At 66.3% G+C, this 11,522-nt stretch carries 14 protein-coding genes and 1 pseudogene; 5 read left to right on the top strand and 10 right to left on the bottom strand.

What is annotated here, in order from left to right; translation table 11 throughout:
• Positions 1–397 precede the first annotated feature (397 nt).
• Positions 398–616 (top strand): hypothetical protein, encoded by a 219-nt coding sequence (locus tag ACFU5V_RS42800; RefSeq protein WP_378707450.1) that lies wholly within the window; start codon positions 398–400, stop codon positions 614–616.
• 392 nt (positions 617–1,008) lie between these two features.
• On the opposite strand, the gene ACFU5V_RS42805 is transcribed toward ACFU5V_RS42800, so the two are convergent.
• The 3 genes from ACFU5V_RS42805 to ACFU5V_RS42815 all read right to left on the bottom strand — a co-directional run bounded on the left by ACFU5V_RS42805 (position 1,009) and on the right by ACFU5V_RS42815 (position 2,935).
• Positions 1,009–1,809, bottom strand: a complete 801-nt coding sequence (locus ACFU5V_RS42805; protein WP_378707452.1) for an ANTAR domain-containing protein — start codon at positions 1,807–1,809, stop codon at positions 1,009–1,011.
• A 416-nt stretch (positions 1,810–2,225) separates the two neighbouring features.
• Positions 2,226–2,501, bottom strand: a complete 276-nt coding sequence (locus ACFU5V_RS42810; RefSeq protein ID WP_378707454.1) for a hypothetical protein — start codon at positions 2,499–2,501, stop codon at positions 2,226–2,228.
• 248 nt (positions 2,502–2,749) lie between these two features.
• Positions 2,750–2,935, bottom strand: coding sequence for a hypothetical protein (locus ACFU5V_RS42815; protein WP_378707456.1), 186 nt, complete (start codon positions 2,933–2,935; stop codon positions 2,750–2,752).
• Positions 2,936–3,220: 285 nt separating this feature from the next.
• On the opposite strand from ACFU5V_RS42815, the gene ACFU5V_RS42820 reads away from it, so the two are divergent.
• Entirely contained in the window at positions 3,221–3,409 is a 189-nt protein-coding gene (locus tag ACFU5V_RS42820; protein WP_378707458.1) for a hypothetical protein, read from the top strand.
• Between the two features lie 69 nt (positions 3,410–3,478).
• On the opposite strand, the gene ACFU5V_RS42825 is transcribed toward ACFU5V_RS42820, so the two are convergent.
• Both ACFU5V_RS42825 and ACFU5V_RS42830 read right to left on the bottom strand, forming a co-directional pair.
• Positions 3,479–3,649: a hypothetical protein gene (locus ACFU5V_RS42825; protein WP_378707460.1), complete on the bottom strand. Its 171-nt coding sequence runs from the start codon at positions 3,647–3,649 to the stop codon at positions 3,479–3,481.
• 219 nt (positions 3,650–3,868) lie between these two features.
• On the bottom strand, positions 3,869–4,330 hold the full coding sequence (locus ACFU5V_RS42830) for a MaoC family dehydratase N-terminal domain-containing protein (protein WP_378707462.1): 462 nt from the start codon (positions 4,328–4,330) through the stop codon (positions 3,869–3,871).
• Between the two features lie 299 nt (positions 4,331–4,629).
• On the opposite strand from ACFU5V_RS42830, the gene ACFU5V_RS42835 reads away from it, so the two are divergent.
• Positions 4,630–5,331, top strand: coding sequence for an MspA family porin (locus tag ACFU5V_RS42835; protein ID WP_378707464.1), 702 nt, complete (start codon positions 4,630–4,632; stop codon positions 5,329–5,331).
• Positions 5,332–5,881: 550 nt separating this feature from the next.
• On the opposite strand, the pseudogene ACFU5V_RS42840 reads toward ACFU5V_RS42835, so the two are convergent.
• From ACFU5V_RS42840 to ACFU5V_RS42850, 3 genes and pseudogenes are all read right to left on the bottom strand, one after another.
• Positions 5,882–6,777 (bottom strand): annotated as a pseudogene (locus ACFU5V_RS42840) (SDR family oxidoreductase).
• Positions 6,778–6,895: 118 nt separating this feature from the next.
• The gene (locus tag ACFU5V_RS42845; RefSeq protein ID WP_276143129.1) at positions 6,896–7,081 is read right to left on the bottom strand and encodes a hypothetical protein; all 186 of its coding nucleotides are present in this window, start codon (positions 7,079–7,081) and stop codon (positions 6,896–6,898) included.
• Positions 7,082–7,130: 49 nt separating this feature from the next.
• Positions 7,131–8,498: an IS4 family transposase gene (locus tag ACFU5V_RS42850; protein ID WP_378707466.1), complete on the bottom strand. Its 1,368-nt coding sequence runs from the start codon at positions 8,496–8,498 to the stop codon at positions 7,131–7,133.
• Positions 8,499–8,717: 219 nt separating this feature from the next.
• Between ACFU5V_RS42850 and ACFU5V_RS42855 the strand changes: the two genes are divergently transcribed.
• Positions 8,718–8,915 (top strand): hypothetical protein, encoded by a 198-nt coding sequence (locus ACFU5V_RS42855; protein ID WP_378707468.1) that lies wholly within the window; start codon positions 8,718–8,720, stop codon positions 8,913–8,915.
• A gap of 434 nt (positions 8,916–9,349) precedes the next feature.
• On the opposite strand, the gene ACFU5V_RS42860 is transcribed toward ACFU5V_RS42855, so the two are convergent.
• Complete coding sequence (locus ACFU5V_RS42860) at positions 9,350–9,610, bottom strand: DUF3618 domain-containing protein (protein WP_378707470.1); 261 nt, start codon at positions 9,608–9,610, stop codon at positions 9,350–9,352.
• Positions 9,607–10,059: a phage holin family protein gene (locus ACFU5V_RS42865; RefSeq protein ID WP_378707472.1), complete on the bottom strand. Its 453-nt coding sequence runs from the start codon at positions 10,057–10,059 to the stop codon at positions 9,607–9,609. Before ACFU5V_RS42865 ends, ACFU5V_RS42860 begins: the two co-directional genes overlap by 4 nt.
• A 556-nt stretch (positions 10,060–10,615) precedes the next feature.
• Here ACFU5V_RS42865 and ACFU5V_RS42870 point away from each other — a divergent pair.
• On the top strand, positions 10,616–11,446 hold the full coding sequence (locus ACFU5V_RS42870; protein ID WP_378707474.1) for a hypothetical protein: 831 nt from the start codon (positions 10,616–10,618) through the stop codon (positions 11,444–11,446).
• Positions 11,447–11,522: the final 76 nt, after the last annotated feature.

The following is an 11,522-nucleotide window of genomic DNA, read 5'->3' on the forward strand; positions in this document are numbered from 1 at the left end:
GATCGGCTCGAGCTACGACCTGTGTCATGGCTTCCTCGATCACGCTGGGCTTTCCTTGCGATCTGAGCTCACTCAATTACCGAAAGATCATTAATACCCAGAGGGCTCCTTGCCACGGCTGCCGAACGACCCTGCCATTCCAACAGAATCAGCGAACTGGCGTCGGAATGCCTGGCAATCGTCCACGCGTAGACGGGGTGAGATCGCCGAGGTCCCGTGACCCACGGCTGCACAGCACCGCGCTGGCGCTGTAATACGTATCGGTACAGGCACTGAGGCGGGCTGATCGATCAAGTCGCTGGTCAGCGCGTTTGGGCCCGGCGGCGTACGATTTTGCTGAACGGTAACTACGACTTGCCGGCGGGGCGGGAAGTGACCAACGTCGAGGGATGTGCGTATGTTCGCTCCACGACCGGCCCGTGCCCGAACCGATTCGTACTGGGTGCAGGATGCCTCACGAATCCCCGCGGCCCGAAGCGCGGAGGTCGACGACGGCCGGGCCGCCGCATCGCTCACCGACTACGTGCAACACCTGCCCGGGTATGCCGAACAGCCCACGACCGCTCCGACCGATTCCGGCGCACATGGCGTCGGTGACGAACTCGACACCGACTGACTGACCGCGAGAGACCACGACGGTGACCTCCCCACCGTGTGGGTGCCGGAGCCCGCTCCTCGTGCGAGCGGCACGGCTCATCGAGAACACCGCCGACCTCGTCCACGACGATCCGAGTTGCTGCGTCGGCGGGTCCGGTTACGGTGTTGTGTCATCGCACCCGGATGGTCATCGGGGGTCACCGGGTGCGGGGTGGGCCCGCCGGCTCGACACTCACACCACCGGGAGTCGGCGGGTTCCACTGACCCGATCCCGCGGCGCCGGGGGTGAGTGCGGGACGTCGGCGGGGCAGTCCGCGCTCACCTGAATTATTCGAAAAACGCTGGTGCGCAGCCACTTCACTAAATGATTTGACATTATCTCTGTTGTCAGCTGTTTACCGGTCGACGGGTTTACGGTTGCTCACCGGTGCACAGTCGCAGCACCCGGCGGGCCGCGGCCTGCACCGAATGATGCGGTGAATCCTGGTCGGCGAGCTCGGATAGTAGCACCGCCGCCTGCTCACCGGTGACCGCATGCACGGCCATCAGCACCCCCACCGCACGGTCCACCTCCTCCCGCGTACTCACCGCCCGCCGCAACCGAGCCAATGCGCCCTCCGCGGTCCGGCGCCGCCGCGACTCCGACAACGTCGCCGACACCGCCGTCGTCACCAACTCCAGCCCCGCCCACCACCGCGCCTCGTCCACGAACTCGGCGCCCTCCCCGCCTCGGGTGTAGGCGCCGACGACGCCGATCACCTTCCGGTCGGGTTCGCCGTCGGCGAACACCGGCACCGCCACCACCCCATCGAACCCGGCCGCCTCCGCGGCCGCGGTGAACCCCGGCCACACCCGCCCGTGCTCACCGATCCGCACCTGCACCACCCGCCGCTCGTGCGCCGCCCGTTCCCCGGGCCCGGCACCGGCCGCGTACTGCGCCTCCTCCACCGCCCGCACCGCCTCGTCGGTGACCACACAATGCGGCCGCCCGAACCCCACCTCGGTCACCGACACCATCTCGCTGCCGCGGACAGCCCGCAGGACCGCCGCCGCCGACCTGCACGCATGCTCGAGGATCCGATCGAGAACCTCCCCGGGCACCGGAGTCGCGGACCCAGCCAAGGCGTTCAGGGCAGCGGTCACCGCATCCGCAGGCCCCGTGCAGCCCACCGGCGGCGACGGACCCGCGGACCGGTCGTGCTGTGTCGTCATCACTTCACCCTGACACCCTCGATCCGCATGCACCCGGGGAAACGGGAAGACAACCACGCACCGAGGACACCACAAAACCGGCGCAGAAGGTCGTCGCCCCGCCTCCACCCCTCGGGACGCCCGGTGTGTGCGGCACCGCACAGTCGGGTTATCTCGGCCGCACCGGCCGAAGGGGGACTACACCGGTGCGGCCCCGAAACCGGTGCCGCCCTTGGGAGAGACGCCACCGGGCATCTACCACCGCATACCCCACACCAGCGGCGCCCCAAACACCCGGCCCCCGTGTCTCGCATCGGCCACCGCGTCGAGTCGCTGTTCCCTGCGTGCCGACCGGGCAGTCCCGGGTGGTCGCTCTCTGCCGGTGAACGCCCGAACACCTCACCGGCGGGGCGAGAACGCCGCAGCATCAGAGGCTGTCACCACGTTCGTCTGCGATGCGCCTCGCCTCGGCGTGGGCGCGGTTGTTTGACCTCATATGCGCGGGCAAGGTCGCTGACGACATCGTCCCGCGCGTCGAGGACGATCCACCCCTGCAGGGCCTCAGCTTGATCGAGCGCGCGCTGCAGAAAGTCGGGATCCACCGCGACGCCCTGGCTGCTGGGGACGACAAAGCACATGCTGTGCCGCTCGGAGGTGGGATCGACAATCGCCGGAAACATCGCCACCCCGTCCTCACCCAGAACGGGGGACACCAGAACCGCCTACCCGTACCGGTTCACCAGTTCAGTGATCGCGGCGTGCAGCGACACCACGACCCGATCCTGCGCAACGAACTCGGGACGCCGCGCGCCGACGAACAGTTTGCCCACACTCGGTCTCCCTTCCCTCGACGGCAGACCCAGCCTAAAAGAACAAGACCACCGGTAGGGACCGCTGGAATCCACCGGATCGAGGCCCTTGCCATGCATGAGGGGCCGTCATGAGTGACGAGTCCGCTGCTTCACGTTCCCGCGGTGCGGCGTTCAATCTCGTCGATCGACCGGTTGATGGCCTCGACCATCTCATCGACCTGGGCGGGAGTGCGCGAATCTCTCGACGCCAGAATGTGGAAGGCGCGGTAGATCGAACTGACCTCGGCGTACGAATCGATCCTGCGAGCGAGATCGTCCAGCCGAGTGTCGGCCATGGTGAACCTCCCGAAATTGCCGGCGACACCTATGTCATCGCAGACCATCGATTTGGGCACCGCCGACCCTACGGTCACCGATCGCGGTTGTCTCAGCTCCGCACGTCGTGCGCGGCCCATCGACCAGCTCTGCGATGACGTCCCTGTGACTGATCCCGACCATGTTCACGCGTTGGTTACCAGGATCGTCCCCGCGGACAGCTACCGTTGACAGACGCCCCTCGTTTCGGCATCGCCGCCGGTCCCGGCCCCCACCCACACCGAGCCCCAGCCCGTGGAGCAGCCATGGAACTCCTGACCATCATCGTCGCCCTGACCACCACCCTCCTCATCGTCCCCGGCACCTACCTCCTGCTGGGCGCCGTGATACTCATCGAACAACGCCACCACCACACCGACCACACCCCCGCCAATCAACGAGATCACCTCCCCCGCACCGGCCGACCTCCCAGGATCTCATCCCAGCCGGATTGAGCGCAGACCTGCCGGTGTGAATGGCGGCCGCACCGCCTCTCGCTCGCCTTGACGGTGGCGAGGATAACCTCATCCGACCAGCGGCCGGTAGTGGCGCAGGTGCAGCAACGCACGCACATATCCCGCTTCTGCCGCCGCGGTCACAGCATCGAGCTGGGCGACTTCGGCTGGTTCGGCAGTGTCGATATCGAGGTGCATCTGTTCTGCGATCCAGCGCCGGATGGATTCGTGAGTAGTCATACGATCACCGCCTTTTTGCCCGGAGTACCCACCCCATCCCGCGGACACTCGCCTCCTCGCACCCTCACCTCACACCCCACGGCAGATTGCCCGTTCCTCTGTCTGTTGTTCACCGCCGACGACCGTGTCCCCAGCGGCATCGTCACAGCGACCGCCGTCGTCGGCGACTCGCCTCACACACTGGGGATCACGCACCGGTCGGCTCGGGTTCGGCATCCTTCAGGTTCCCTGGGCCAGCACTCGGCATGCGGCGCACGCCCGAAAAGCCGACACCGACAATGGGTGACCGTGGCTGTCGCGGATGCCGCTGGAGGTGGTGATGATCACGTGGGTGCCGCGCTCGGTGACCGAGGCAATCGTCAGGTCCGTGGTCAGTTCGTCGCCGGCCACGATATCCCGGTGATACACCACGCTCTGCGACCCGTGGACCACCCGGCCCGGGTCCAGACCCGTATCCGGGTTGCGAAACAGCTGGCCGACCGCGGGTTCGACCATGACCGCGGCGAACGTCGGCGGGGTAACCACATCGGCGTGCCCCGCAGCACGGACGGCAACAGGATTGATGCGGATGGGATTAGTGGTGAACACCGAATGCGTGAACTCCCGAACCTTTCCCCTACCAACAAGATACGAACCCACGGGCGGAAAGACACGACCGGGCAGGTTCGGATTCAACAGCACCGACGACACTCTACCGGCGGCGGCCCGCTCCGGAGCCGACACTCCGACGGTGGCACTCCCACCCCGGCGGACAACACTCTGCGCAATCACCTACCCCGACCAGGCTCGCCGCACGTGTTGCGGTGCGGAACACAACGACAGGGCGCCCCGGCTCCGATCCCCTCGTGTCGCGAACCACCAGCGCGTCCGAACCGGACGAAAGACTCATGGACTTCCTGAACAACACGAATGAGCCCCGAATGGTTACGCTTCGCATGCTTTTTCGTATCGGTTGCAGTACGTACTGAATGGGGATCGGCATGACGAACATCAGCACAGCTCGACCCGGACACACACCCTTCACCCGCATAGCGGCGGTCGCAGGCATCGCCGTACTCGCCATGGCGATGGGTAACGGCACCGCCTCCGCCGGTGTCGACAACTCCAGCTCCGTCATCGACGCGGACGGCAACCGCATCGAAGTCCTGCAGGGCAACACCCAGTACCAGGTCGTCCCGCCCCTCGACGGCGTACCGACCAGCGTCGAGTTCTTCCACAACGGATACGCCGCGGTCAACATCAGCGGCCCCGACGCCGCGGACTTCGAGGGCACCCAGCTCACCGTCGGCTACCAAATCGGCTACCCGATCGCGCTGGCAGGGGCGACCATCGTCCTCAACTCCCCCGGACTCGGGTTCGCGATCGGATCAGACAACGGAATCGACCTGGGGCTCGTCCCCGACTTCACACTGGACCTGAGCGCGGGGACCAGCGCGGAGCTGGCCGGTGACATCATCCCCTCGCAAGAGCTCGACATCGACCTGGAACCGGGCGGTATCACCGAGGTCCCGCTGCTCGAGGGCCAGGAGTTCGACGGACCCGAGGCGCTGGTGCGGATGCAGGGCATTCACGGTTCCATCTCCGGAGCAATCGGACCGGTCACCATCCGGCCATACGCCACGGCAGTCACCGAAAACGGGGACACCGTCACCACCTACGGTGTGCCGCAGAAACTCAACTGAGAAAAGAACCCGCACAGATCGTCGGCAGAGGCACGCCGCCGGGGCCAACGGCTGTCGCGACAGCGTTGTTCCCCGTACCGACGACCCACCCGACACCGCTGTCCGGTGTCGGGTGAGTCGTCGCCGGTGTTCAGCGCGTTTCGAGTTCTTCGTCGCGGGCGAGGGCGGGTGCGCCGGAGGTGTGCCGATGCGCGAAGTACAGGGCCAGACCGGTGAAGACCAGTCCGCCGGCCAAGATGCGTGCACTCCTCACGGGATGTGTGCGGGTTTGCCTGCCAGCACTTCCCAGATTGTCTCGGGGTCGCCGCGACCGCGCAGTGCGGCGGGACGGGAATTACCCGACACCACCCCGCCTCTCCCTTCGATACCGAGACACCCACACCGCCGTGGAGGAAGGCCGCCGAGCCTGGGACGACGGGTCTTCCCGTTCCGATGGACCCGGGCCACCGACCGGGAACGCCGGTACCTGCGCGCTCTCGCGGAACCGGGGGCGTTCGGCGACCAGCCGGTACCGGTGGCGATCTCGTCTGAGCCGTCCGGTGCACCGGCCTCAGGTGAAGGGCGTCCCTCCGGTGACGCCGAGCACTTCTCCGGTGATGTAGCTGGATTCGTTGGATGCGAGAAAGACGTACGCGAGGGCGAGCTCGGCCGCCTGGCCGGGCCTACCCAGCGGCACATCGTCCCGAAGTGCCGGTAACCGTCGGCCGGCATGGTCGCGGGAATCAACGGCGTCCAGATGGGCCCCGGCGCCACCGCATTGACCCGGATGCCGCGGCTGGCTACATCGGCGGCCAGTCCCTTGGTGAAATCGACGATCCCCGCCTTCGTGGTGGCGTAGTCGAGAAGGCCGGGTGAAGGATTCATTCCCTGGATCGACGAGGTGTTCACGATGGCCGATCCGGGCTCCATGACCGCGAGGGACTTCTTGCACAACCAGAACAGCGCGTAGAGGTTCGTGCGCAGGACCCGGTCGAACTGCTCGGTGGTGATGTCCGCGATACCGCCCGTCTGGACCATCTGGAAGGCCGCGTCGTTCACGAGGATATCCAGACCGCCGAGTTCACGAACCGTCAGGTCCACGAGGCTCTGGCAGTGCTCCTCCGAGGTGATGTCCCCGGTTACGACGACGCCGCGCCGGCCGGCCTCCTCCACCAATCGCTTCGTCTGCTGTGCATCCGACTCCTCGGCGTCGAGACAACTGACGACGACATCGGCGCCCTCACGCGCGAACGCGAGTGCCACCGCACGGCCGATGCCCGAATCCGCGCCGGTGATCAGTGCCCGGCGGCCGTCGAGGCGGCCACTTCCTCGATAGGTGTTCTCGCCGTGGTCCGGGACGGTCACCATCTGGGAGGTCAGTCCCGGGTGCGGCAATTCGGGTTGATTTTCGCGATCGGGAGCAGGGTACTGGGTGGTGGGATTCTGGCGCGCGTACTGGTCGGCCATTCTCGTACCCTTTCTCGGTCTGTTGTCGAATTCGCATGGACCACTCGAAGACAGCGTCCTGGGATCCGGTGTCGGGACCCCCGCAGGGCCGGACTTGCTCTGCTGCAATCCGATCACACTAGGAGGCGCCCTCGGTGTCGTCAAAGAACGACCACCCGTCGGTGTGCTGCACTTCCATCCGCCAGCCGAGTTCACTGTTGTCGGCACGGACGTCGACGAACCAGGCGTGCGCGTCCTCCGCGCTCTCGATGTCCTTGGTCTCGACGACGGTGCCGGTGGGATCGAGTACTCGATAGGTAGCCATGCCGTCCGAATGCCCACGAACGGGCAGGGTTAATCGCAATGCCGCGCAGTTAAGGGTTTGGGCTGTCTGTCCAATCGGGCGGTTCGAGAACGTTGATGGCAATGTTGACCGTGGGGTAGTTGGTGCGGTCGACCGCACCTTTGGCGCGGTGTTTGGAGATCGCTCGTTTGACCACGCGGGGGCAATCACGTGCTCGGCGTTCGGGATTGAGTTCGGCTAGGACTGCGCGGCCGATCTTTCCGACCAGATCGATCGTTGTGCCGGCGATCACGCCTGACGCGAGTACCACCAGGTCTCGGGCGGTGGTGAGGACGATCGTAAAACTCGCGCGCAGCGGTGGGACATCCGCACCGGTCGTTGCGTCGGCGATCGCGATACGCAGCGCTTGGTAGGTGGTCAACAACGCGTAGACCTCCTGGGCGACCCCGGACGGGGTGCGGGCCCGCAGCATCGCATCGCCGAGGATGGTCGACTTCAGCTCGAGATAGGTCGTCTCGATCTCCCATCGCTGGTGATACAGCCGGACCAGTTCCGATGCCGGGTAGCGGCGATGATCGTTGAGGGTGGTGATCAGCCGGTATCGGCCGGTGCGGGGTGTGCCACCTTTCGGGGTGACAACGATCTCGGCATCGATGACCCGGACGACCACCGAGCCGATCGGGGCGAGCCAGGACCCGTCGGGCAGCCGTTCGATGGAGGCAAGCTTGCGGTTGCTCTTGCAGCGGATGAGCAGGTCGGCCTTGGTGTCCGCGATCTGCTCGATCAACGAGGCGACGGCGAAGTTGCGGTCGGCCAACAACAACATGCCATCGCGCAGGCACCCCAACAGCTGGGGCGCATAGGCGATCTCGGAGACACCGTAGGTTCCGAACACAGCATCGACGATGGTGCGGGTACCGCACGCCACCACGGCGAGCATGCGCACCATCGGGTAGCCCGAGTCGCCGTTGGGGCCGCCGGTTTGACAGTGGTAGGCACCGAGGTTGGCTACGCTGTGGGGCACGAACATCGAGGTGCCGTCGATCGCGCACACCAACACTCCCCGCCACCGAGCGGTACCGGGGACCGGGCCTTTGATCAGGTTGAACAATTCCCTCAGTGGTGCGGCGCCGACCCGGAGGCGGGCCTGCGACAACGCCGAGGAACCCGGATCGGCCACCGCTCCTTCGAGTCCCGCGGTCAGCTTCGCCCACACCCGGGTATAGCCGATATCAGGGAATAGGCACGCGGACAGCAGCAGGTACACCACGACCCGCGACGGCAACTCCCGCAGTCGAGCCTGCGTGGCCCTCGCCGAATCGAGCGCGGCATCGACCATCTCGAACGGCACGATCCGCGTCAACTCACCGATATGCCCCGGCGCGAACCGCCCGGCGGCAACCACCGACTCATGTTTGATGACAGACTGAACAGGCAACGGAACTCCCGGAGAGGCTTGTCTTTGGCGGACAAAGCTTCCCTACCAGGAGTTCCGTTGCCCTATCTCACGACACGCGCAGTTCCTCGACCTCACTTGACCTGCCAGGACAATCCCTAACTGCGCGGCATTGGGGTTAATCGACGAGACGGACCGCCGGACACCGTCAGCCGATGACCTCGTTCCGGGGACATGGCGACGCTACCGGGTCGGTCGTCCGTGGTTGCGGATCTTGTCGACGAGGTCGGTCTCGTTCAGCTTCGAAGACCCGTGCAGGTCGAGTCCCTCGACGCGATTGTGGAGTTCGGCGCCGGGCCAGTCCTCGTAGGCCGGCGATTCCCACCGGACATGCCGACGGCGCTGCGGCCCCGACTGGCGACGGCGTTGGAGATGTGGGCCGCCTTCTCCCTGGACTGACCCCGATTTGGGTCTGTCGAGATCCCGGTGTCGGTGCCCACCGATTTGCGAAGCCACCGCAGAACTCACCACCGTCGTGGCCGGGAAGCGGGAAGCGGGAACCGATTCCGCGCTCGCGGAAGCGGTGACGGGTTTGGGGGCGGCCACCTCCAGTGTTTCTTCTGCCGCACTGATCGATACGCGCGAACGCACCGGCGGACCCGGACGTGAGGCCGCGAATCGACGAGTACACGCTCAGGGAGTACCTGGACCAGTCCGCCGACCGCCGGTGCGTTTGCGTGATCCTCTGCACTGTCGGAGTCATCGACGAGTTCGGGAAATTCCCGCCGCGCCATGTCCCCGTCCTTTCCGTGATCGGCCGGCCCGGGCGGACGTCCTTCGGTTCCGCCTTCTGCGGGCGCTCGTGGGTCGTGTCGTCTCTATCTCCAGCCCGGTCAGCGGTGGCGTGCGCGTCGGACGACGACCAGGGCGACGACGCCGGCAGTCAGACCGCCGAGCAGAGCTGCGAGTCGTGGCTTGTTTCGCACGTTCGCGAGTTCGTGTCGGACGGTGTCGAGTTGGTGCGGGGTGACCGCCTTCACGCGGGCAGGCACGTCGGCCTTGCGGGTGAGGGCATCGACCGTGGTGGCCAATTCTGCGCGCTGTCGTTCGGCGAGGGCGTCGCCGTCCGGGGTCGACTCGTGCGGAGCGGTCATCGGAGGCTCTCCTTCACGGTGTCCACGTCTCGATGGACGCTGCGCCTGGTGTCGGCCGGCGTCGGGGGCAGCGCCTTTTTCGCCCGTTGCCCGCCGACAGCGGCGACGATGCCGCCCACGCCGACGAGAACGATCGCCACAACGAAGCCGGCGAGCCACGGGTCGAGCACCGTGGCCAGTCCGAGTACGGCGGCGGCCACGAGCGCACCGAGCCCGTACAGCACGATCACGAGTCCAGCACCCGAGAGTCCCGCACCGACACCGAACCTGGTGCCCTTGTCCTTCATCTCGACGATGCCGTGACGAATCTCGGTCTGGACGAGTGCCTTCACCTGTTCGGTGAGGCGTTCGACGAGTTGCACGGTGGACAGATGGTCGATCTGATGTGCGGCGCCCGGCGGCTCGCCGGTACGTTCCGTGGTTGATCGGGGGTGGTCGGTGTGGGTCATGGTCGTCACTCCTTTCGCGGCGTCGACGAGGTGGTACCTCGGACGGGGATCGCTGCTTCGTCTCGCTTGTGAGCTGAGCCGCGATCTGCGATAGCTGCACTGGCACCGTCTTCCCGGATGGGTCCGGTTCGATTCCGGTTGCCCATCGGCTTACGGGGCTGGTGCCGATCGCTGTCGGCTTGCGTGCGAACGTTGGTACCGTTGTCGGTATGACACGGCAGAAAGGCGCATGAGCGCCGGTTTCGAGCGCAGGTTCCTGCGCCCTCGCTATGTGTTTTTCTCCTGCGGCTACGTGTGGGTGGTTGACGAACGTCAACCGGTAGCGGCACTGTTCGATCCACACAGTCAGCAGCTCATGCAGCTGGTCTCGTGGACCGAAGTTCCTCCCGCGCCACCGGGCTCCGGTCAGCCTCAGATCGTTGCCGACGACGCCGGTGTATGGGTGCAGAACCATCGGGACGGCCCCTTGGTGCGCGTTGGCGTCGACGGGATCGTCCATGCCGAATACACCGAGCGTCACCAGCTGATCTGTTGTGGCCCTGCCGGCGCCTGGTGCATGACGCTCACACGCAGCCGCCCCGATATCGCGCCCTCGCCCGATATCCCGCCACGCCGGCCGCCGTGCCCGCCGCCGCTGTTGGTGGCCCTACCCAGCGGCAGTACCCGTCGCGTCGACGTGGACGGTGCACTGTTGTCGGGCGAATTCGACGAGTCGTCGCTGTTCGTCGGCATCGAGCACGATCCGTGGGTGCGGGTGTCGAAGGGCGCCGGAGGCCGGGACGGATACGAGGTGCACTACAGCACCTCGGTCATGCAGGTGCCACTCAGCGGTCCTATCCCCGAACGGATCGGACCGGACACCCACCCCTACGCGCAGGACCGGGACCCTGGATACACCAGCGAGTACGCCGACGTGTCCTACAACGAAGCGCACCGGCGTAAACGCGCCTTCGGGGACGGCATCCGGTGGCATTGGGGCAAGGATCCGACTCGTTCCGACACCACAATCGTCCGGGCATACCGCGACCGGAGACCGGATCCGGTGCAGGCCTTCTCTGTTCCGGAGGTGCGGGTAACACACGGCGCGGCAGGGTTCGATCGGCTGTGGCTGGTGGTGACCCCAGAATCTGGCAGCGGGCGAGGACGGTCGGTGCTCACAGGCGGGGTGCGCGACGACGCGCTGTATCCGCTGCCGGTGGAGGACATCGACATCACCGACCGGTGCTGGCCGGTGGGGACAGCACCGCTCGATCATGACTCCTACGTGCGGTACTGCCTGCGCGGGCTTGACGGGATGCGATTTTCCGACGCCGTCAGTGACGTGACCGCACGCTATGTCGGGCAGTGGCCGGCCGGGCAGATCCACATCCTGGGTGTGGTCACCTGAGTAGGCCCCAGTTCGGCCACTGATCGTCACGAATTCCGGCCCCGGCTGAGGTGGCTGGTGGTCGCGAACGGGTGGT

It is taken from the genome of Rhodococcus sp. NPDC057529, from assembly GCF_042802055.1.
GTDB lineage: Bacteria > Actinomycetota > Actinomycetes > Mycobacteriales > Mycobacteriaceae > Rhodococcus_F.

Bases quoted from the DNA above. Each gene is read 5' to 3' on its own strand.
- ACFU5V_RS42820 (WP_378707458.1), top strand. From the start codon at position 3,221: ATGGAACTCCTGACCATCATCGTCGCCCTGACCACCACCCTCCTCATC.
- ACFU5V_RS42835 (WP_378707464.1), top strand. From the start codon at position 4,630: ATGACGAACATCAGCACAGCTCGACCCGGACACACACCCTTCACCCGC.
- ACFU5V_RS42860 (WP_378707470.1), bottom strand. From the start codon at position 9,610: ATGACCGCTCCGCACGAGTCGACCCCGGACGGCGACGCCCTCGCCGAA.
- ACFU5V_RS42825 (WP_378707460.1), bottom strand. From the start codon at position 3,649: ATGACTACTCACGAATCCATCCGGCGCTGGATCGCAGAACAGATGCAC.
- ACFU5V_RS42845 (WP_276143129.1), bottom strand. From the start codon at position 7,081: ATGGCTACCTATCGAGTACTCGATCCCACCGGCACCGTCGTCGAGACC.
- ACFU5V_RS42865 (WP_378707472.1), bottom strand. From the start codon at position 10,059: ATGACCCACACCGACCACCCCCGATCAACCACGGAACGTACCGGCGAG.
- ACFU5V_RS42815 (WP_378707456.1), bottom strand. From the start codon at position 2,935: ATGGCCGACACTCGGCTGGACGATCTCGCTCGCAGGATCGATTCGTAC.
- ACFU5V_RS42870 (WP_378707474.1), top strand. From the start codon at position 10,616: ATGACGCTCACACGCAGCCGCCCCGATATCGCGCCCTCGCCCGATATC.
- ACFU5V_RS42805 (WP_378707452.1), bottom strand. From the start codon at position 1,809: ATGACGACACAGCACGACCGGTCCGCGGGTCCGTCGCCGCCGGTGGGC.
- ACFU5V_RS42800 (WP_378707450.1), top strand. From the start codon at position 398: ATGTTCGCTCCACGACCGGCCCGTGCCCGAACCGATTCGTACTGGGTG.